Source organism: Spirulina subsalsa CS-330 (genome assembly GCF_028330765.1).
Lineage (GTDB): Bacteria > Cyanobacteriota > Cyanobacteriia > Cyanobacteriales > Spirulinaceae > Spirulina > Spirulina subsalsa_A.
In genome coordinates, this window is record NZ_JAQMTY010000136.1 from 1 (window position 1) to 21,521 (window position 21,521).

At 50.8% G+C, this 21,521-nt stretch carries 20 protein-coding genes and 2 pseudogenes; 13 read left to right on the forward strand and 9 right to left on the reverse strand.

Translation table 11 applies throughout. The annotated features are described in order from the left end of the window. Nucleotides 1-225: pseudogene (locus PN477_RS09060) on the reverse strand (hypothetical protein); the annotation flags it as partial. A 296-nt stretch (nt 226-521) separates the two neighbouring features. On the opposite strand from PN477_RS09060, the gene PN477_RS09065 reads away from it, so the two are divergent. Both PN477_RS09065 and galE read left to right on the forward strand, forming a co-directional pair. Beyond that, the gene (locus tag PN477_RS09065) at nt 522-1,943 is read left to right on the forward strand and encodes a DNA cytosine methyltransferase (protein ID WP_272119680.1); all 1,422 of its coding nucleotides are present in this window, start codon (nt 522-524) and stop codon (nt 1,941-1,943) included. A gap of 151 nt (nt 1,944-2,094) precedes the next feature. Next, nucleotides 2,095-3,093: a UDP-glucose 4-epimerase GalE gene (gene galE / locus PN477_RS09070; protein ID WP_272119681.1), complete on the forward strand. Its 999-nt coding sequence runs from the start codon at nt 2,095-2,097 to the stop codon at nt 3,091-3,093. Between the two features lie 170 nt (nt 3,094-3,263). On the opposite strand, the gene PN477_RS09075 is transcribed toward galE, so the two are convergent. From PN477_RS09075 to PN477_RS20860, 5 genes and pseudogenes are all read right to left on the reverse strand, one after another. After that, nucleotides 3,264-4,826 carry a mucoidy inhibitor MuiA family protein gene (locus PN477_RS09075; RefSeq protein WP_272119682.1) on the reverse strand — a complete coding sequence of 521 codons (1,563 nt, stop codon included), beginning with the start codon at nt 4,824-4,826 and terminating at the stop codon, nt 3,264-3,266. Nucleotides 4,827-4,835: 9 nt separating this feature from the next. Beyond that, nucleotides 4,836-6,191: a tetratricopeptide repeat protein gene (locus PN477_RS09080; protein WP_272119683.1), complete on the reverse strand. Its 1,356-nt coding sequence runs from the start codon at nt 6,189-6,191 to the stop codon at nt 4,836-4,838. Between the two features lie 2 nt (nt 6,192-6,193). Then, nucleotides 6,194-7,762, reverse strand: a complete 1,569-nt coding sequence (locus tag PN477_RS09085) for a rhomboid family intramembrane serine protease (RefSeq protein ID WP_272119684.1) — start codon at nt 7,760-7,762, stop codon at nt 6,194-6,196. Between the two features lie 55 nt (nt 7,763-7,817). Continuing rightward, a complete protein-coding gene (locus tag PN477_RS20855; RefSeq protein ID WP_417158780.1) occupies nt 7,818-8,273 on the reverse strand; it encodes a sensor histidine kinase in 456 nt (151 codons plus the stop codon). A gap of 477 nt (nt 8,274-8,750) precedes the next feature. After that, a pseudogene (locus PN477_RS20860) lies at nt 8,751-9,110 on the reverse strand (response regulator); the annotation flags it as partial. 217 nt (nt 9,111-9,327) lie between these two features. Here PN477_RS20860 and PN477_RS09095 point away from each other — a divergent pair. Next, entirely contained in the window at nt 9,328-9,510 is a 183-nt protein-coding gene (locus PN477_RS09095; RefSeq protein WP_272147196.1) for a CHAT domain-containing protein, read from the forward strand. Nucleotides 9,511-10,021: 511 nt separating this feature from the next. Here the strand turns inward: PN477_RS09095 and PN477_RS09100 are convergent. Continuing rightward, complete coding sequence (locus PN477_RS09100) at nt 10,022-10,255, reverse strand: hypothetical protein (protein ID WP_272119686.1); 234 nt, start codon at nt 10,253-10,255, stop codon at nt 10,022-10,024. Next, nucleotides 10,242-10,481, reverse strand: a complete 240-nt coding sequence (locus PN477_RS09105; protein WP_272119687.1) for a hypothetical protein — start codon at nt 10,479-10,481, stop codon at nt 10,242-10,244. The genes PN477_RS09100 and PN477_RS09105 overlap by 14 nt, the downstream gene beginning before the upstream one ends. Before the next feature lie 284 nt (nt 10,482-10,765). On the opposite strand from PN477_RS09105, the gene PN477_RS09110 reads away from it, so the two are divergent. Then, complete coding sequence (locus PN477_RS09110) at nt 10,766-11,257, forward strand: hypothetical protein (protein ID WP_272147198.1); 492 nt, start codon at nt 10,766-10,768, stop codon at nt 11,255-11,257. A 59-nt stretch (nt 11,258-11,316) separates the two neighbouring features. Here PN477_RS09110 and PN477_RS09115 read toward each other — a convergent pair whose 3' ends face one another. Next, nucleotides 11,317-12,579, reverse strand: coding sequence for a hypothetical protein (locus PN477_RS09115; protein WP_272119689.1), 1,263 nt, complete (start codon nt 12,577-12,579; stop codon nt 11,317-11,319). A 372-nt stretch (nt 12,580-12,951) separates the two neighbouring features. On the opposite strand from PN477_RS09115, the gene PN477_RS09120 reads away from it, so the two are divergent. The 9 genes from PN477_RS09120 to rplT all read left to right on the forward strand — a co-directional run bounded on the left by PN477_RS09120 (nt 12,952) and on the right by rplT (nt 21,238). Next, a complete protein-coding gene (locus PN477_RS09120) occupies nt 12,952-13,404 on the forward strand; it encodes a hypothetical protein (RefSeq protein WP_272119690.1) in 453 nt (150 codons plus the stop codon). Nucleotides 13,405-13,470: 66 nt separating this feature from the next. Continuing rightward, nucleotides 13,471-17,130: an NB-ARC domain-containing protein gene (locus tag PN477_RS09125; protein ID WP_272119691.1), complete on the forward strand. Its 3,660-nt coding sequence runs from the start codon at nt 13,471-13,473 to the stop codon at nt 17,128-17,130. 9 nt (nt 17,131-17,139) lie between these two features. Next, the gene (locus tag PN477_RS09130; protein ID WP_272119692.1) at nt 17,140-17,490 is read left to right on the forward strand and encodes a hypothetical protein; all 351 of its coding nucleotides are present in this window, start codon (nt 17,140-17,142) and stop codon (nt 17,488-17,490) included. A 2-nt stretch (nt 17,491-17,492) separates the two neighbouring features. Then, nucleotides 17,493-17,840, forward strand: a complete 348-nt coding sequence (locus tag PN477_RS09135; protein WP_272119693.1) for a type II toxin-antitoxin system PemK/MazF family toxin — start codon at nt 17,493-17,495, stop codon at nt 17,838-17,840. Beyond that, on the forward strand, nt 17,825-17,950 hold the full coding sequence (locus PN477_RS09140) for a hypothetical protein (RefSeq protein WP_272147199.1): 126 nt from the start codon (nt 17,825-17,827) through the stop codon (nt 17,948-17,950). The genes PN477_RS09135 and PN477_RS09140 overlap by 16 nt, the downstream gene beginning before the upstream one ends. 30 nt (nt 17,951-17,980) lie before the next feature. After that, entirely contained in the window at nt 17,981-19,006 is a 1,026-nt protein-coding gene (gene rlmN / locus PN477_RS09145) for a dual-specificity RNA methyltransferase RlmN (RefSeq protein ID WP_272119694.1), read from the forward strand. A 50-nt stretch (nt 19,007-19,056) separates the two neighbouring features. Further along, entirely contained in the window at nt 19,057-20,571 is a 1,515-nt protein-coding gene (locus PN477_RS09150; protein WP_272119695.1) for a CPBP family intramembrane glutamic endopeptidase, read from the forward strand. A 66-nt stretch (nt 20,572-20,637) separates the two neighbouring features. Then, nucleotides 20,638-20,838 (forward strand): 50S ribosomal protein L35, encoded by a 201-nt coding sequence (gene rpmI / locus PN477_RS09155; RefSeq protein WP_072621306.1) that lies wholly within the window; start codon nt 20,638-20,640, stop codon nt 20,836-20,838. Between the two features lie 52 nt (nt 20,839-20,890). Next, nucleotides 20,891-21,238 carry a 50S ribosomal protein L20 gene (gene rplT / locus PN477_RS09160; RefSeq protein WP_072621307.1) on the forward strand — a complete coding sequence of 116 codons (348 nt, stop codon included), beginning with the start codon at nt 20,891-20,893 and terminating at the stop codon, nt 21,236-21,238. Nucleotides 21,239-21,521 lie beyond the last annotated feature (283 nt).

Genomic DNA, 21,521 nt, shown 5'->3' on the forward strand with positions numbered 1-21,521 from the left:
AATTAAAGGACTCGCTGTCGCTCGATTTGTTTGTTGGTGCAAATTCATCTCGCCACTAAAAGGCACGTCCGCCGTTACCTTCGGTAACTCTACTCGGACTCGCTTTATAGTGGGAGTCTTCTTTGCACATTTAAGATAAACATCGGGCGCGAGTTGCTCGACTAATGTACCGACTTGCCCAACCGAGAGATTCTGGGTGGGTAGATTATCTCTGAGGGCAACCACATCGAGTAGTTGAAAATGAGTCAGGGTATTGACCATTCCTGTTGTCTTTTGCTGCTAATTCCAGGATAACGGCAAATCAGGGGATTATGAGCCGTACTTGTTGCCGTTGATGCGATCGCCCCCAAAATTATCTCCTTTGCCATGTTGGTGGCTGGTGTTGCGATCTTGATTGATATCGATATAAATACCGATGTTGCGATCTTCAATGTGGAAATTGTGCAGGCATTGGAGGCGATGTAACCCGAAAATCCTCGGTATAATAACACCATCAGCGTCAATGCGTCCCCCTACGTCCCATGGTCAGACAAATTACCCTAGACTTATTTGCGCCCGTGGCAACGCCGCCACCATCAACCCGGACGCAATTCGATTTTGAGTTTATTGATTTATTCGCGGGGATTGGTGGTTTTCGGATTCCGCTCGAAGCGTTGGGGGGAACCTGTTGGGGATATGCCGAAATTGATAAAGACGCGATCGCAACCTACCAAGCGAACTTCGCCACCGCCCATCATCACGATGTTCAGCTTGGCGATATTACCCAACTTCAGACTTTACCACCTGACATTGATTTACTGGTGGGTGGTGTTCCCTGTCAAGCCTGGTCGATTGCGGGGCGAACTTTGGGGTTTGATGATCCACGGGGTCGATTGTGGTTTGATGTCTGTCGGTTAGTGGCTCAAAGTCAGCCCCGGAGCTTCTTATTTGAAAATGTTAAAGGACTCACAGAACCGAGACATCGTCACAGTTTAGATTACATTGTCTACACCTTACAAAACAGTGGCTATGTGGTCTATTGGACAGTCCTGAATAGTTATGATTTTGGGTTGCCGCAAGATCGCGATCGCCTATTTTTGGTGGGATTTCGTCAGGATCAACCCCAGGCTAAAACCTTTGATTTTCAAAATTTAGGCGCACCTAGCCAACGATTATGCGAAGTGTTGCCGGACTTGCCCCACGATATCGCCCCTAAGCGTAAATTTGATCCCCATCTTTTATTTGGTCATACCATCCCCTCTGCCCGTGGGCGGTTTCAGTTGCCCGATCAACTCAATGACTTTTTTCTATTCAGCGATGTACGGGATGGCCATACCACAATTCATTCTTGGGATTTAATCGAAACTACAGCCAAGGAAAAAAGGATCTGTTTAGCATTGCTCCAGAATCGCCGCAAGAAAAAATATGGGGCTAAAGATGGCAATCCTCTTGCATTGGAGCATTTTCAATCCTTAATTTCTGATGTCAATCAACAGGATTTAGAACAATTAGTCACTAAAAAAATTTTCCGCCCCGTTCACGATCGGTTTGATTTTGTCAATTCACGAATCTCGACCGGAATTGATGGCGTAGCACGAATTTTTCTGCCCCGTGCCCAAGCGATCGGCACATTAACGGCTCGTGGTTCTAAAGATTTCGTCGCGACCAAAATTTTGCCGGAGTGTGAGCCACAGCAATTTAAGCGTAACTTTATTGAAAAAATTTACCGCGATCGCCACTTTCGGAGCCTCACCCCTCACGATTATTTACTCTGCCAAGGATTCCCAGAGGATTTTCAAATTCACCCTAATCCTGCGATCGCCAAAAAACAATTAGGTAACGCGGTTTCTATTCCGGTCGTCTATCAAGTCGCCAGGGCAATTCTCCAGCGCTTACAGCTTGTTCAGAAACTATCACGGACAGATCAGAAGCCCCTCGCCCCGTGGGAGAGGGGTTTGGGGTGAGGGTCGCGATATTCTCAAACGAGACCCCCCATAGCCCCAATCTTTGCCCCATCGTAGTCCAGACCGCTAACCCGTTAACGCCGATATCTGGGACAGAATCCGATAGATTGGGAACAGAAAGCCCAGTACAGCAATGCGAAGGACGACAACGATGGCACAGACAAAACCGACAATTTTGGTCACGGGGGGGGCGGGCTATATTGGCTCCCATGCGGTGCTTGCCTTGCAGCAGGCGGGGTATGGAGTTGTGGTCTTGGATAATTTGGTCTATGGCCATCGGGATCTTGTCGAGAATGTGCTGGGGTGTGCATTGATTGTGGGGGATACCTGCGATCGCACCCTCCTTGATCGGTTATTTCAAGACCATGCGATCGCCGCCGTCATCCACTTCGCCGCCTACGCCTATGTGGGCGAATCCGTCACCGACCCCGCCAAATACTACCAAAACAACGTCTTCGGAACCCTCACCCTCCTCGACGCGATGCGGGCCGCCGGGATTCACACCTTCGTCTTCTCCTCCACCTGCGCCACCTACGGCGTACCCGAAATCCTCCCCATCCCCGAAACCCACCCCCAACACCCGATCAACCCCTACGGCCAAACCAAACTCATGGTCGAAGCGATCCTCGATGACTACGATCGCGCCTACGAGTTCCGCTCCGTCCGATTCCGCTACTTCAACGCCGCCGGAGCCGACCCCGATGGCCGCCTCGGTGAAGACCACAACCCCGAAACCCACCTGATCCCCCTCACCCTCGATGCCGCCCTCGGTCGTCGTGACGCGATCTCCATTTTCGGCACGGACTACCCCACCCCCGACGGTACTTGCATCCGCGACTACATCCACGTCACCGACCTGGCCACTGCCCACGTCCTCGGCTTAGAATATCTCCTCAACGGCGGCAAAACCGATGTCTTTAACCTGGGCAACGGCAGCGGTTTTTCAGTGCGCGAGGTGATCCAAACCGTTAAGGCGGTGACCGGGCGCGAATTTGCCGTGATTGAACAGGAACGCCGCCCCGGAGATCCCCCCTCCCTCGTGGGCAGTTGCGCCAAAGCCCAACAAACCCTGCAATGGCAACCCCAGTACGGCGACCTTGAAACCATCGTCCGTCACGCTTGGCAGTGGCATCAACAGCGCCACGGCTAACCGAGTGACATGACACAGCTAAAATAAGGCTTTGCTGTAGAGTGGGTTAGGCGGATTAAGCTCTCGCCATTACTGCAATTCATCAATCCGCCGTAACCCACTGATTAACCTGTGTCATGCCACTAGCACTAGAAGATCGGGCGGGGGGGGATCGATGCGGAGCAGGGAGTTTATGATTCTAGGCCCGTGATCGTCAGGTCGGGGGGATATTCCACGGAAAACTGATAGGTGATTTCTTGGGGGGTGGTGGGAATGAGTTCCAATTCCCAGGTAAGAAAGCCGGTTTCATCGGGGTCTACCTTGGGTTTGACGCGGTTGAGTTGGACTTTGAGTTTGTCGTTGCGGCTGACGGGGAGTTGGTCGGTGAGGTGAATCTGTTGGGGGTGTTCGGCGGTGTTAGTGAGGGTGAGGGTGTAGGTGTAGGTGATGCGGCGACGGTTGCCGATCAGGTTTTTGTCCACTTTGCGATCGCTCAATGTCCGCTGAATCTCCACGGTGGGATCAACGCCAAAATGTAACGGCAAGGTCTCCCCTGGGGCAATTTCTGCGATCGCCACTGTCCCGATAAACATCGCATCTCGAAATAAATTCGCGTGACCGGCCAACAGGGGCACATGGTCGGGCGGATTGATCGCCGTCAGGGCAATATAGGCCTGATCACTGAGGGGGGGCAGGGCGATTAAATGCCAGGTGACATCGAGATCCGCATTGAGGATGGTGACGGTTTCCGAAAGGCCGGTGCTGGGGATGGTGGCCGTGCCCTGAATCCCTAGGGTGACTTTCGTGATACCTTCGACCTCTTCTAATTCTGGCAAATGAGCGGGGCCATCGGTGGGGGGTCTGGGTTTGAGTTCTTGGGTGGCGGCTTGGTAGCGCGATCGCCCCGATCGCAAATTCACAAAGGGATTCAACGGTAAATCCACATACCACGGCTCCAGACTGGGTAATTGAGAATCGGGGTAGGGGTGGGCGGTGGAGAGGGTCAGGGCCACATCGGGCCAGGGTTCGCCGGTATTTTGTCGCACTTTGGCGAGATAGCTGAGGTTGAGGTGAGGGTTACGACTATCCCAGCGCAGATCGTAGCAGGGCTGCCACGCCACTTGATCAATGCGATAGGTGACCTCCACATGGTAATCACCACTGCCGAAGGGATCAACGGTGAGCCACAGTTGCAAAGATTCCGGCGGGGGGGCGGTTTGGTGCTGTTGGAGACGCTGGCGGAGTTGGTGGAGTTGCTCGTCTAGGGTGCGATCGCCCTCATCCAACTGGGTTAACTCGATCTGTCCCGCCAAATACTGCTCCCGAAAAAACGCCAGCACCCGCTCCGTTTTCACCACACTGACATTTTCCTGAGCTAACTCCTGGGCAAAGGTTCCCGCGCTCTGTTCACTGAGGTTTTGGAGAAATCGCCGTTGCAGTTGCAGGGCTTCCCGTTCGGCTTGGTGTTGGCGTTTTTGGGCTTCGACGGTTTGAATTTGGGCGGTGAGGGCTTCAGTGGCATCGGAATCGGGCGGCGCGGGGGTGATCCGATGCAGTTCGACCCCCAAGAGCAATACCTCGGCGCTGCCGTAGCCCGTCACGGTGATCGAGTCTGGATCAAGGCGGGCGGGCAGATTCGGCACGATTAAAACCCGTTCTGTGCCCGTTAAGGCGATCGCCCCTTGGCGCGTCACTTGGGCACAGTCTGGATAGACCGTGACATGACGAATCTGAGTCAGCACAGGATAATTCATCGCCGTCCCTTAAAAGCTTTCACCGGCCACCACCTCTAATTGTTCCTCAAAATACGCTTCACGATGGCCGAGACGGTTGGCAATCTCTAGCCCGGCTTGAAGCGCACTCAAGGCCTGGGGGTAGTTTTCCAGTTCCCGGTATAACTGGGCCATCCGGTCGTAGGTTTGCATCATCGTGTATTGATCATAGGCGTATTGGGCGGCTTTGAGTTGTTCTTGGTAGAGGGCGATCGCTTCATTGATTTGGCCATAGTCGGTATAGAGTTCCGCTAAGGTTTGCAGGGCTTCGCTGGCGTAGGCGTATTGTTGCACCGCCCAAGCCAGGGTAAAGGCCTGTTGATAAAATTCGCTGGCCTGCTCACCGTCGCCCAGTTCCGCATAGTTGCCAGCGATGGACAGGCGCAGGGGGGCGAGTTTTTGGGCAAAGAGGGGCTTGGCGAGATAGGCGGTAAACAGGGCTTCCTTAGTGGCGATCGCTTCCGTCCATTGGTCGGTTTCATCATAGAGGCGGGCCAATTCTTCAAGATAAACCTGTTCATTGGCAAGATCCGCCTGCGATCGCGCCCCAGTGAGCAGGTCTTGATAGACCGCGATCGCCTCGGAGAACTTAAACCAATCCCGATGCAACCGCGCCACATTTTCCAGCACCGGCTGCCGCTCGTCAAAATCCGCCCCCAACGTCGCCAACTGATAGCGATACATCAACACCGCCTGAGGATACGATCGCACCGCCTCGTAGGCTTCGGCCAAAGGGGGGATCAGGGGCGAAGTGAGATCCGGCGGCGTGGGGGGCGGATCATCGCGATCGCGCTCAGCATCGGGATCGATGGGGTCAAGGTTGGCCTCGGTTTGAATCGTGCTCAATCGTTCGGTAATTGCCGCCACATCCCCGTTGCGGCTCTGTTCCCAGGCCAGGCGACCCACCCGCGTTAGGGCCTCAATTTCCGCCACGGGCCCCAAGAAACGCCGCAGCCGCAATTCCTGAAACCAAAGCTCATAGGCGGTTTCCGGGGCATCGTTATCGAGGGCCACCTGACCCGCTTGGGCTAGTTCATCTAAGGCGGTTTCGAGGGCGATCGCTTCCGCTGCATTCAAGGGGGGCGGGGTAAAATTGGGGTCGCGATCGCGCTTCTTTTTTCGGGCTTCGGTTTGGATCGCCTCGCGAATCTGTTCCGGCAGCAGCGGATCAGCGGTGATCGGTCGTTGGAGGGGATGGGTTAATTCGGCTTCCTCGTCCTGTTCTGCTTCGATGGCAGGATCATCGGTTTGGGCCCAAGCGGGGGCGATCGCCCCCGGCGCGATCCCCAACCCCATAATCATCACCCATCCCGCTAATCCCAAGCCGCTGTATTGTCGCTGTGCCATTGTTAACTCCTGTCCTGTGATCCGACGCTTAACATGATTCCCAAGGCCAGCCCCCAAATCAGCCCTAAGGCGTGGGCCAAACCGCTCACCTCCGGAATCAGTCCATCGACGACCATTTGCACGGCAATGATTCCTAAAAATAACCGCAACCGTTGGCGAGCGATCGCGCTGCCCTCCTGCCACCAACCCCGCACCAAAATCGCCACAATCACCCCCAATAGTCCCATAATCGCCGCCGAAGCCCCCACCAACCGCTGCCATTCCGCCCCCTGCTGGAGCGCGATCGCCGCATACACCGCCATCGCCCCCACCCCCGACCCCAAATAGGCCCACAGATATCGCCTCAACCCCAATTTAAACTCCACAAACGGGCCGAGAACCACCAACCCCAGCATATTGGTCACCAAATGCACCGCCCCATAATGGAGAAAATTCGCCGTGATTAAACGCCACCATTCCCCCTCGCGCACTAGGGCCGGAATCAAGGCCCCCAAGCGATCGAGGGCGGCGGTGTTTTGGCTACCGCCCTGGCTGATTTCGAGGCCAAAAAAGACCAGATTGATCACCACCAGGGTATAGGTTCCGGGGGCGGGATAGCGTAAATGGCTGATCAAGCCGCGACCGTAGCGCAGTTCCTCGTTGATTTGGGTTTCGATGCGGCGCAGACTGTGCCAAGAGGTGGGGGAAAGGGTGGGGGCGAGGGCGGCGGGGGGATGGTGTAGTCGCCAGGCGATCGCGGCTTTGAGGGTGGGGTCAGAAGTGCGATCGCGCCACGCCGACAACTTCAGCGCCACCGGCTCCCCCGCCACCCCCAACGTTGTCCAATACCAAAACTGCTGCACCTCCCCACGGGCAGCTACCCCCCCCTGATCCAACAGCATCGCCACCGCCGCCGTCTGCCCCCCAAAGGCCAACGCCATCAACCGCGCCATCTGCAACGGTGCGAGATTGCTCCCCTGTTTTAAATAGGGTTCGTAGCGCGTCACACTCCACACCAAGCCATTGAGATCCCCCGTTTCCCCCAAGGCTCGTAGAAAGCACAGGATCAACTGGGGGTTCCGAATTAACTCCCGTTCTGGCACATGGACTTGTATCCAGTGCAGCAGGTCATGCCAGCGGGCTTCCATCAACAGCAGCAGGGCGCTGGCATGGCGATTGAAGGGATGATCGGGGCGGCTCTGGGTGTTTAAAATCCGGATTGCCTCGGTGATTTGCCCCTGTTGCCCCACTTCTAACGCCCGCAGAATCACAGGCTGTTCCCACCAACCATCGAGGGGATGGAGCCAGCGAATCACGGTCATGATCCGCCGGGCGATGCGGTACTGGGCTTGACTGATCCGATGATGAACCTGGGCTAAACCGAAGACCGGCAACAGGATCAAGCTTCCCCACAGTCCCCCGCCGATGAACCCCGCCCATGGGGGAGCCAGGAGACTCAATAGGCTCATGATGCCTAGAATCAGCCCCGCGACGATCGCCCAGCCCCGGTTAGAGTGCGATCGCCAGGCCCGAAGCAAAAAGGTGACACAGGAAAAACACACCATCCACACCAAAATTTGATTGAGATCCATGCCCTCGTCCAAAGACTCCCACGGAGCCGATTAACCGCTATCCTACCCCGGTTCTTCACGCCTCGCCGAGGGGCAAGGTGGTGGGCAGGTGGATTGTAAAGGCTGCGCCCTGACCCGGTTGGGAGGTGACGATAATCTCGCCCTGGTGGGTATCGTGAATGATTTGGTAGCAGATCGAAAGACCGAGGCCGGTTCCCTGGCCGATGGGTTTATTGGAAAAGAAGGGGTTAAACAGGTGGGCTTGGGTCTGTTCGTCGATGCCGATGCCGTTATCGGCGATCGCAATTTCGAGGGTGTCGGGATTGAATTGACGGGCCGTGAGGGTGATTTGGGGTGCGATCGCCGGCTCCTGCTCCAGACGACTGCGGATCGCGTCGATCGCATTCACCAACAGATGAAAAAAGACTTGATTCAGTTGCGCCGGATAGCAAGGAATCGAGGGGATCGGGTCATACTGTTTCACCACTGTAATCGCGGGTTGATCGTCGGGTTCAAGGCGCGATCGCACCATTTCCAACGTACTTTCTAACCCCTCCACCACATCCGCCACCTTACACCCCGCCTCATCCAAGCGCGAAAAACTCCGCAACCCCACCACAATTTTCCGAATCCGATTCGCCCCCGTCCGCATCGAGGTCATAATCTTTGAGAGATCTTCGGTTAAAAACTCAATATCTAACTCCTCAAGCTGTTCAGCGATCGCAGGAACCGGCTGCGGATAGGCCTCTTGATAACGAGACAATAAATCCACTAAATCCTGCACATAATCCATCGCAGGGGTGAGGTTGCCATAGATGAAACTTACTGGATTATTAATTTCATGGGCAATCCCCGCCACCAATTGCCCCAGGGCGGTCATCTTTTCATTTTGCACTAACTTTAATTGGGCAGATTGTAGATCATTTAACGCCACTTCAAGCTGTAAATTGCGCGATTCCACCTCTTTTTGAAGCTGACGAATCGTTAACTGATTGGAAATGCGGGCGAGCACTTCATCCATTTGAAACGGCTTACTAATATAGTCCGACCCCCCCATCTGAAACGCCTTCACTTTATCCTTAACATCACTCAAGGCACTGAGGAAAATGATCGGAACCATTTGCGTTTTAGGGTCTGCCTTTAAGGTCTGACAGACTTGATAACCATCCATTTCTGGCATATTAATATCCAGTAAAATTAAATCCGGGGTAATACTCTGGGCAGCCCGCAAGGCAATCTTGCCACTAATGGCAGGGCGGACTGCATAACCCGATTCTGTCAGCATCGAAGACAAAAATCGAATATTGTCCGGAGTATCATCAACAACGAGAATATCAGCAGTGGGGACAGCAGAATCAGATTCAATCATGGAGTCTTCAGAGTGTTTCGCCCGAAACAATGTTGATAATAATAGCTCTCTTCTCAATACAGGACAAAAAACTTAAAAAGGGGAGGGAGAGAGGGTTTGATGGAAATCACTACGACATCTACCAAGCCTCATGAAACAGATTAACCAACTCACCGAAAAATTGCGACCCCACCTCGGATAGCATGGAGCCAGCCCCTCCTTCGTTGCCCTTTGCCTGATGGCTCTGTTCCGTCCCACAAACCATGAAGATCTCGCCGTTTTTCTGCCCCAAAGTTCCCTGTTTCTCGCTCCCTTCCCTGCTCCCATGGATGCAAACGGGGATTATCTGATCGAAAAACACACCATTCTAACCGCCCCCTCGATCCAAACCCTCGCACTCACCCGCAGCCCCCAACTCTAGGTGTTGAACATTGACCGCACCAACGGGTCTTGCGGCAAGACTCAAGTATTATGCCGGATAGGGTTCGAGGATCAATCGGGTTGGGCGTAGTCTGCTGGGTGAGTTTCGAGGTATTGGGCGATCGCTTCATCCAAGAGGGTTTCAATATTTTTGTGGTCTTGGAGGGCAATTTGCATCAGTTGGGTGAGGGTGTTGGGGTTGGGTTTTCAGGTGAGGGTGATTTCGAGCATGGGTTTGGGGGGTGTGAGGGCGCGATTATCGATCGATTTACAGCGTCCATGCTATCCCACCGCAACAAGTTTTCTGCCAAATTGCGAAAACGTGGGTTGAGCGTCCTGTAGCTGGGTAAGGTTGTGATTGTGACAGGGGAGGATTCAAAATCATGCGGTTATCAACAACGCTGTGGGGCGGCTTGGTGGTGGGGGTTTTGCGGGTGGGGTTGCCGGGTGGGGTGGTGGGTTTGGATGGGGGTGCGATCGCGATCGAAGCTTGATTTTTGATGGGGAAAAATTTAATCTGCAACGTGATACGCCGTGATCGCCGTGTTGCCATCTGGGCTGTAGATTGCTTCAATCTGTCGATATTGTGGATGCGTCCACCACACTTTGATGCGGTTGCCTTTAGCGGGGGCTGATCCGACTTGTTCGTAGCCTGCTGCTAACAGTAGATTCTCAAATTCTGTTGTGGGTAAGGTCTTGGCGGTAATTTGCGCGATGCCGTCGAGTTTGTGTTTATCGAGGGTCATGGCTATCGGTGTAGGTGCTGTAGATGCGGTAGCCAGGGAGAACCAAGGCAATGCCTGCGTTGTTATGAATGGTGCCGGGGTAATTATCTTCTGGAGTGCTGCCGCCAATGCGCAGGTTTAGGGGGCCAAGCCACAGGTAAAAACCGGGAATTAGGCAATCGAGGCTATAGGCGATCGCTTGCCGCTTTGTCTTGGGGGTTGTGTTCTGTGGTTCGGTGAGGGTCATGGTTCAGAACGGGTGAGACTGGACTTTTATGCTATCACTGGGCGGTGAGGGTTTCGGGTTAAGCGTTGTGCTATAGCCATTTTTATACCCAAGTGCGAAAACCTGGGTTGAGCATCCTGTAACTGGGTAAGGTTGTGATTGTGACAGGGGAGGATTAACGATGATGCGGTTATCAACAAAACTGTGGAGCGGCTTGGTGGTGGGGGTTTTGCTGATTGGGTTGCTGGGTGGGGTGGTGGGGTTGGATGGGGGTGCGATCGCGCAGATGGTGGAGGATTGATTTATTGCTAACATCTGAACCACTGATGTACTTACATCCAGTATTAAAAGGACAAACTAATTTGTCACGATTGACCAAGATTTATCAGTGGAAAGATCCATTGATTACAGAAAGCGATGTCTTTGAAGTCTTAAGGAATAAGCTAGACTCTAGAACCGAATATTATGACTACTTAAGAACACCACATCTTAACCAATGGATTAAAGATCTACCCGCTTCCGTAGTTACCCAAAAATCGGTTCAAAGAAGTTGGGCTGGCGAACTGAAACGAGATGGTCGCCTCAATGTGATTCAACGTCTACCAGAAGTTCTTGCGATAATGGAATCAATGGTTGAAACGGGGCGACGATTCAATGCGTATGAACTAGAAATCAAGGCGATTAGTCAACTCGGTATCAGTTTCTCTGAATGGCAACAACTGAAGCCATCAGAGCGTAACTCTAAAAAGATGAACTTAATGTTTATTGTGCCCAAAGAACCCATTTCAGTCGCATAACTGATGCAATGCTGCATTATTTAGAACGGTTACAACTCAACGGATTAAAAGCTTCGGTTTCAGCGCGATCGCAGCAGTAGCGGCAAGACTTGCCAACTGAGGAAGGCGGTGATCGTTCCGGTGGCAAAGCTCACCACCAAAATCAGGAACAGTGCGATCGCCCATCCCCCCAGATCCCCCGTCGGTTGGGATGCCAAAAGACGCGGCGCGAGCACAGAACTCGCCACCGGAGTCACCCCGATCCCCAGAGTCGCCGTCACCACAACCCGCTCAATGTGGTGCTGTCGATAGGACTGCTCAATTTGTAGCATCCCCGTCATCACCCGCAGGGAATCTTCCAAGAGGCGTAGGCCGGGGCTGAGTTGGTGGTAGTCCCGTTTCATGGGGCGCAAATAGCGACGAATCGCGAAGTTTTTGAAGCGTTCTAAATATTGGGTATCGGCTTGGCCGCCCAATTTGCTGATCAAACGGCAGCGATCGTGATAGCTTTCGAGATAACTTTCGATGGCGTGGGTGTGGGTTTCAAACTCATTGAGGGCCTCCGCATATTGAGAGAGGAGCACCAGACTATGGCGCAGTAACTTGGCGAGGGGATCGAGGTGCAATTGAGAGTTTTGCACCTGGATATTCATCTGCTGGTTGATGCTGCGGATCTCTTGGTAGTAGTGGATGAGGTCGGTTTTCAGGGTGCGGGTGCGTTGGTGTGACCAGGTGGCGCGGTGACGATAGAGGCCGAGGGTGAGGAGGTGATGATAGAGTTTGTCGAGGCGTTTGAGGCTGGCGCGACAGTCAAAGATGCAGATATAGAGGTGAAAGGGGTCGGGGCGATCGCAATCCGCCGATCGCCACAGTTCAAAAAAGGTCGCGTCTAAAATCCGCCCTTGGCCGATTAAATCATCGGGCCAACTGGGTTGACCCGTGAGGGCAAGGGAATGATAGCAATCTTTCGCCACATAGTCCGGGTTTTGATCCGCGTCCGCTAAACGACCCACCAACAGCCACGATCGCCCAAAGATACCGGGTTGCGCATCGGGGGCTTGGGTTTCGAGGAGATGGCTTTCGGTGATGAGGCGTTGTTTGATGTCGAGATAGCAGTCAATGGATTTGGGGTGATAGGTCCATTCAGCATCTTCGCTATCCATGCAATTAATTTGCAGGGCGTAGGCATCGCCGAAAATACGCTGGTAGAGGTAGCCGTTTTGGGGCGGTTTGAGGCGTTTGGGCTGTTTGTCGCCCAGGTCTTCCCGCTCCGGACGGCGATCGCGCCCGCTATAGAGCAACAAATTCAACGCAGGATAAATTAACTGGGTGGAGTCATTCATAGCAGAGGCGGAGGAGGAGACCGGAGTCAGCAAGTCAAACTGACCCACATGACCTATTGCTTTCTTTCGGGAAAGGAATCTCTCTATCCGGAGGCTTGGGGCGTGGCGACTGTGCCATGAAGATGGGGGGTTTGCCTGGCGATGGCGATCGCTGTGATGGTCGCAGGCATCGGGATGGTTTCACCGTAGGGTTATTAGGGTTGAAGTCTATTTCGTCGTGTGGGAAAGGGCGCGATCGCGCTGTCCTAACCTCTTCAGTTCGGCGATCGCCCCCGGTTCGTCTCTCCCCGTTCAATCTGTCGCGGTAACCCTGTCTCTCGCCCTAAAATTCCGGGCTATCCTGAAGAAAGTTCCGCAGTGTAACGTGAGTCTATGGTGATGATTGTTATTCCCCCGATTGTTTTGGAATTGCTCAAGGATACGGCGATTTGGGTTGGCCCGGTCATTGGGAAAGCTGCCGTAGCTAAGTACACCAAAGATGCACTTGATGGGGTCAATACCAAGCTAGGTGAAATTTGGGCACGATTACGGGGTAAAAATTCCAAGGCAGCGAATGCGCTCCAAGCTCTCGAAGAGAAACAAAATCTCGATGCGCTCTCGGATTTGCAAACTTATCTCCGGGACGCAATGGAAGATGATCCAGACTTGCAAAAGCTGGTTGAAGAGTTGGCGCAGGAATTAGAAGCAGCCAAGGAAAATGCAATCCCTGCTCAAAAGCAAGAGATGACCGTTGAATCGGGTGGAACGGGCTACCAATCCCAGTCCACAGGAACTACGTTTGTTGGTGGTACCCATACTCATCATCACGGTGCTGATCAGCATTAGCTGAAGTCGCCCGACCCTGATCGGGTTCCGAGCAATTTACCGAGCATTCCCCGTCAGGCTAATCAATTGCCAGAACACTTTGTTGAGCGACTTGACGAGCAAAATGCAATTAAAGAACTACTTCTTTCTAAAAAAGTCAAACGTCCGGGGACTTCACCTATCACAGTGATTCGTGGACTCGGAGGGCTTGGAAAATCCACTTTTGCCGCTAGTCTTGCCCATGATATAGATATTGAAAATCACTTTAAAGATGGTACTCTCTGGGTCACACTAGGACAAAATCCGGAGCCATTATATTTACTAACTTTACTAAGTGGTTGGATGCAGTCATTAGGAGACTATAATTACAAATCCACAAATCTAGAATCAGCGTCAAGACATCTGCGGACTTTACTATACGAGAAAAAAATCCTCCTAGTAATTGATGATGTTTGGAAACCAGAACATTTTGAGCCTTTTCGATTAGGAAGTTCAACCTGTCATACATTGGTAACGACAAGAGAAGCTAATATTGTTGGTGCAGAAAACTACGATTTACCTGTAATGACTGTTGCTCAGTCTTCTGATTTGATAAATCAAAACTTGACTGAGCCATTGCAAAAAGGCGAAAGAAAGCGCGTAGAAATCTTTATTCATCAGGTTGGTCGTTTACCGTTAGCTCTAGAATTGGGAGCAAGCCAAATAAATGAAGGAGTTACATGGGAAGAGCTACTAGAAGACCTTCAATCAGAAATTGCTCGTCTTGAATGTCTTAATCGACCTAACCCTCCTGATGATGAAAGCTTACGAAAAAAATATAGTTTACTCGCTTGTCTAAATTTGAGTTTAAAATGGCTTTCACCAGAAGAGTTAAGGCAATTTGCCTGGCTTGGTATTATCAAGGAAGATACGATTTTTACCCAGGAGATAATAGCCACTTTATGGCAAATTGATCCTCGAGAAGCAGGGAGTATTTTGCGAAAGTTTTATGCTAAATCATTATTGTTATTTAGGCGAGATAAACGATCCTATAGACTTCATGATTTGGTACATGATATGGCTCAACGACTGCTAGTCACACCACAACAACCAATCCGCAGCGATGATCTCCCTGGCTTAGGATTAATCCTAGTCCAAGCTCATCGTCAGTTTTTAATTCACCATCTCGCCAAAACCCAAAAAGGTCAATGGCACACCCTCCAAGATGATGGTTATATTCATACTCACTTGACCTGGCACATGGAACAGTCTGATCAAGCACATTTGATTCCTCAGTTATTAGAGGAAGAAGACGAACAGGGTAAGAATGCCTGGTATACACAAGCTGAAAAGAGAGGAGAAATTTCAAGTTTTTTTGGAGATATTACTCGATCTCGGAAGTATGCGAGATCTATCTTTGAAACAGAGCCAGCCCAATCATTAGCATTGCAGATGAGATATGGATTGATGCTTTCTTCTATTAATAGTCTAACTGGTAATGTCCCAGGGCAATTAATTGCACGATTAATTGAAGAAGAAATTTGGACAATTCCACAAGCATTGGCATATATTCAAACAAATCCAATAGAAGAACAGAAGGCACTTGCTTTAAAGGCAATTATTGATCTGCTCCCTAACGAATTTAAGTTAGTAGCGTTTGAAATTGCAGAACGGATTAAAAACGACTTACCAAGAGTGATTGCCTTCTCTTCTTTTTCTGGTTATCACTATGATTTTTTTGATCGCGCACTTTGTGCAGCCCGAAATATTACAGATATTTCTCGTAAAACATTGGCACTGGGTATATTGGTTTTTATTGAACCCCAACTATCTTCTGAATTTGCTAATTATTGTATTGAAATAGACCTAGAGGAAGATATTGAAAAGGCTTTAAAGGGCACAATCCAGTATCTAGATCAAGAATCTATAAAAAAGATTTTTGACTTTGTGATCGCCAGAATCGATCAATATTCAAGAAAACACAAAAATTGGTCAAATCCTCCACTAGCCCAAGCTCTAGCATTGACAGCTACTAGAGTAAATGAATCTGATCAGCGTAGAGCATTAGAAGCAGCTAGAAAGTTGGACTATTTACGCAGGGCAGAAGCCCTCCATGTGATGGCTCCATTCTTAAGTGATTCTCTTTGTGAGGAAGCAATGGATGTAGCTCTAACTATTCCAAACTCTCATGAATGGGATCAGGCTTTTGCTCTTAGTGCTTTCAAAACCAGAGAATATAAATCAACAGCTTGGCTAGTTGAGCAATCACGGAAACTAACTATTCCCTTCCAGAAAGCTAGTGCTCTTATTAAGTTGCTTGAAGATGAAAAGACTCTGATTTCTGAAATCATAGAAACCATCAAACTTGTACAAGATGGAAATCAATGTGTTGAGTTGATACACTATCTTGAACCTTATCTAAATATGGATTTATGTGATTACCTCATTCTAAGTTTTCAGGATTTGTGTGATATGCATCGCATTTTGGCAATAGGGGCTTTGGCAAAACACCTAAACAAAAAACAGATACAACAAGCACTTAAAATATCTATAAAGATACAAGATGAATTTCATCAGTGTTGGAGCCTGCTCCAGATTTTACAGTATAAAAAAGGTACAAAATTTAATCCTTTTGAAGGTATTGATAAACTTAAACATCCTTTGGATAAAGCATTCTTATCCGTTTGCTTAGCTGAAGTAAATTCGCAATTTATTGATTATGCAATTGATGCTGTTAGCAAACTACACTCTCTGGGTACAGATGGATATGAGAAAGCTGGATTATTACGAAAACTATTTCCCTTGATCCAGGTAAGAAACATCAATAAAATTCTGAGCATAATCATTGAATTACCTGATTATTTGGAAATCCCACTTCTGCTTGATTTATATCCTATACTTCAGAATGAATTTAAGATTGATGCACAAGCATTGATAGATAAAGCACTCGATTCAGCTCGAAAGAGCTATCCAGATCGAAATACAGTCAAACATCTTATTGCGATTCAAAAATATACAGATCAAGATTTACTTCAGGAAGCTCAAGATCTCATACAAAATTGTCCGATAGAGTATATCAAAAGTGAAAGTATTATAGAGCTAGCAACATCTTTACCAAATAAGCTTGATGAAGCATTAGATATAATTCCTTCTCTAACACCAGAACAATCTAAATTAGAGGCTTTCTCTAAGCTAGCACCTCATTTACGCGATTCACAACTGCAAAAAGCTATAGCTCTAATATCTTGTATTGAAGGGAGTTTATATCAAATCGAAGCTTGGAAAATGTTAACTATATTTTTTCCAAGTCTTTTATCAACAGCGCTTGAGCAGGTCAACTCTCTCCAAGATAAAAAAGAGAGGGAATGGAGTCTATTTCGATTTTGTCACCTATCAACTGAAATAACAGTAAATTTATTTAATTCCACTCTAGAAGAGCAAAATGAAGACAAAAAGTCGGAGCTACTTATTCAATTAATTTCATCGCTATCAATAGAGCAAATATGCCAGTTACTTGAGGTAATCGAAGATATAAATTCAACGCAACAGACTAAATTGATTCGCTGTCTTATTCCACGTTTAGATGAACTTTCTTTACTAAAACCTAATACATTCAATAAATTATTATATGCCCTTGCGACACATCAGCGTCAGCATTTTTTGAGTTGCTTTGATGTTCTAATTCCAATCATTTATAAATGGGGAAGTAATATTGCGGTGGAGCAATTGGCCAAATCGGTACAAGATGTAGTCAGATATTGGGAGTAATTTCCATGAGTGAAGTCTATTGCCACCATTACAGCAAGAACGATCGCGCCCACCACCTCAGCGATCGCCCCCATCACCCAAAACCTCCGACCACAAATCCGCAACAATCCCCCCAAACCTAAACCCACCATGAACCTCTCCCCCACCGCCCGCGAAATCCAAGCCAAACTCTCCCAACTCAGCCTCAGTGAAAAAACCTGGCTCATGGAATACCTTGCCCAACAGATTCGCCAAACCCTCACCCCCCAGCCCGACTGGACAGACGATCTTGCTGCCATGGCTGCTGACCCCCAAATCCAAGATGAACTCACCGCCATCAACACTGAATTCGCCCCCACAGAAATGGATGGATTGACATAACGATGAGTATCAAACGCGGTGAAATTTACTTTGTGAATCTAAATCCCACTCAGGGACGAGAACAAGCCGGGAATCGTCCGGTTCTTGTCTTGTCCATTAACAAGATCAATAGTCTCCCACTGGTGATCACTGTCATTGTGGGAACCAAAGGCGAGAACATTAAGCAAAACTTTCCGACCAATGTTCGGGTCACATCAGAAGAAAGCGGCTTACCCATTGAAACTGTTTTTTTAGGCTTTCAAGTTCGTTCTTTGGATCGTAAACGCTTTCCAGCACAAGCCACAGGACAATTATCAACGGCGAAAATGCAAGATATTGAAACGGCTGTGAGGTATTGCCTTGGACTCTAAAAAGCCCACTGCCTCATTGTGACGATCGCACCACTGACAAACATCGGGCTTTGACGGGATTGGCGACGGGTCTGCGGCTCCCCCCGAAGAAGCGATCGCAAACCCTCTAAAATAGGAGGGCATTGTCTTTGCCCCACCCCATGACTCAACCCCTCCTGACGCTTTCCCGCGAACAACTCACCGACTGGGTACAAACCCAGGGCCAACCGGCCTACCGGGGCCAACAACTCCACAAGTGGCTCTACGAAAAAGGGGCGCGATCGCTCCTGGATATTTCCGTTTTCCCGAAAGCCTGGCGCGAAGAATTCGCCCATGTGCCCATTGGTCGTTCCACCATTGCCCACACCAGCATCGCCTCGGACAAAACCCGAAAATACCTCCTCACCTTGGCTGATGGTGCGATCGTCGAAGCGGTGGGGATTCCCACGGAAAAACGGTTAACGGTGTGTGTGTCGTCTCAGGTGGGCTGTCCCATGGCCTGCAATTTTTGCGCCACGGGCAAGGGTGGCTATACCCGTAATTTGAAGGCCCATGAAATTGTCGATCAAGTCTTGACGGTGCAGCAGGATTTTCAGCGGCGCGTTAGTCATGTGGTGTATATGGGCATGGGGGAACCGTTGTTAAACCTGGATGAGGTGGTGAAGTCCCTCCATAGTTTGAATCAGGATGTGGGGATTGGGATGCGATCGCTCACCGTCTCCACTGTCGGCCTGCCCCGTCGGATCACGCAACTGGCCAAACATCAACTCCAAATCACCTTCGCCGTTAGCCTCCACGCCTCCAACCAAGGCCTGCGCAAACAACTGATTCCCAGCGCCAGCGTCTACCCCCTCAAAGCCCTCCTCGCCGACTGTCGCACCTATGTCGAAACCACCAAACGCCGCGTCACCTTTGAATACATTCTCCTGTCCGGCGTGAACGACAGCCCCGCCCAAGCCCAAGAACTCGCCAACCACCTCAAAGGCTTTCAATCCCACGTCAACCTGATCCCCTACAACCCGATCAGCGATGCCGACTACCAACGCCCCACCACCAAACGGATCACCCAATTTAGCAACGTCCTCAAAAAGAACCACATTGAAAACAGTGTGCGCTACTCTCGCGGCCTCGAAGCCAACGCCGCCTGCGGCCAACTCCGCACCAGTCAAGCCGTTGCGCCGGTATAATCCTGCCTTGAATCTTCTGCCTTCATCCTTCAACCCTCTGCCTTGAACCCATGACCCTTAAACGCCTTGTCCTCGTTCTGATCACCGTGCTGGTTGCGGCACGGGTTTTGCTGTCCCTTGTCGGGAGTTTGAATGAACCCCAAGTTCAAGGCAGACTTGAACTGTATCAAAGTAATTTAGTCCTGACGGCGGCGGAATTTGACCCGGACTCCGATGAGGTGACCCAATCCCTAACCCAGATTATCGGGGATGCCCCCTACAATACCGCCCTGAAGCAATATCAAGCGGTGTACGACACGACGGCGCAATCGATCCAACAATTGCGCAATCAGGCAACCGAGTCGGCGGTGTTGGTGAATAATCCGCAAACGGTGCAGTTTGAAAGCGCGATCGCTCAAGACCAGCAATTCCTCCATCGTCTCGCCCTGCGTATCGGCCTGATCAACGCCCACCAGCAGGATATTGAAGCCGCCCAACACCAATGGCAGGACATCCCCAAAACCGCCACGATCAGCGACATCACCACCACCGCGCAGATCCTCGCCCAACTCTGGGACGAGTCCCCCTCGGATCTCCCGGCGGAAACCGCAACGATTGTCCGAGACAACCTAGACGGGTGGTTTGAGGATGAAGCCCTAGGGCGGTTCTATCAGGTGACGCAACAGGACGAGGCGATCGCGCAACTCACCCAACACCGCCAAGACCGCGCCACCCAAGCCCTCACCCGCCTCGCCACGATCACCATCCTGCCGGCTCTAGGGGGAATCGCGGGGGTAGGCGTGATCCTCTTTTTAATCGGGCAATGGGTGGTGAAACGAGATACCGCCCTCCTCGCCCAACCCTTCGCCAGCATCGAAGTACCGTGGGATGGGGAAACGACGGTGCAGGGTCTCGTGGTGGGATTTTTCTTCTTTAGTCAAATTGTCCTCGCCACGGCTTTACCGATTGTGACGGCCTTGCTCGGCCTCAATCCCAGCGGCTTTGATCTGCGGGGAAAAGCCCTCTACATCCTCCTCAGTTACGGCTTGATGACTGGGGGCGGGTTGACGATTTTGTATTACACCTTGCGGCCCTATTTGCCGTTGCCGGAGGGGTGGTTTGAGGTGAAGTTAGGGGGACGTTGGGCCCTGTGGGGGGTGGGGGGCTATTTAGTCGCGATTCCCCTGGTTTTGCTGGCTTCGTTGATTAATCAGCAACTCTGGCAAGAGGGGGGCGGCGGCAACCCGATTATTCTCCTGGCGTTGCAGTCCCAAGATACGTTAGCGTTGGTGATTTTCTTTTTAACGGCTTCTTTGGCTGCGCCGCTGTTTGAAGAAATTATGTTCCGGGGCTTTCTGTTGCCGTCCTTGACGCGCTATCTGCCGGCCTGGGGCGCGATCGCAATCACCAGCGTCCTCTTTGCCGCTGCCCATCTGAGTTTGGCGGAAATGATCCCGCTGACGGTGTTGGGGGCAATTTTGGGCGTGGTCTATTGGCGATCGCGCAATCTCCTCGCCTCGATCCTGCTCCATAGTCTTTGGAATAGCGGCACGTTGATCAGTCTCTTCCTCCTGGGACGGTCATGACGGGGCTTGCCTCCTGCTGAATCGGTAGAGTACAATAGGAGACTGTGTCATATTGAACCAAGAGTCATGCCGAAACTCAAAACCAAAAAAGCTGCTGCCAAACGGTTTCGGGCCACCGGGACAGGCAAAATTCGCCGCCGCAAAGCATTCAAGAACCACATTCTTGAGCACAAAAGCGCCGAACGGAAGCGTCGTCGCCTCTCCAACTTATCCCTCGTCCATGAGCGGGATGAAGAAAACGTGCGCTTGATGATGCCGTACCTCTAACTCAGACGCAGCACACCATTAATCCATTATTGAAACACCATAAACAAGCACTATGGCAAGGGTAAAACGGGGTAACGTCGCCCGCAAACGTCGTAAGAAAATTCTTAAGCTGGCGAAAGGGTTCCGAGGCTCTCACTCCCGGCTGTTCCGGATGGCGAACCAGCAGGTGATGAAGGCATTACGCAATGCCTACCGCGATCGCCGTCGCCGCAAACGCGATTTCCGTCGCCTCTGGATTGTGCGCATCAACGCCGCCGCCCGTCAACATGGCGTGAGCTACAGCCAATTGATCAATCAACTCAAAATCGCCAACATCGAAATTAACCGTAAAATGCTAGCCCAGCTAGCCGTTGTTGACCCCGATGCCTTCGCAAAAATTGTCGAAGTTGCGGCTAAATAACCCCATCAATTCATTGCGGGCATTACGATTTAACCCCCTTGAGAGTTGCTCTTGTAGCAACTCTTTTTTAATGGTGGTTGGGGCAAAGGATATGAAGAAATATGGGAATCGAGGCGAGATACGCAGGGGAAGGAACGAGCATTGTTGACATACTCCCCCACTAAACCCTACGGGCTATAGTGGGAGATTCTGAACAGCCAGTTACCTGACCATTTATCCACTCAAACAACGAGAGTTGCAGAGGGTTGCTAGGCTCAACGACTAACGCCATTGATTTATCCTG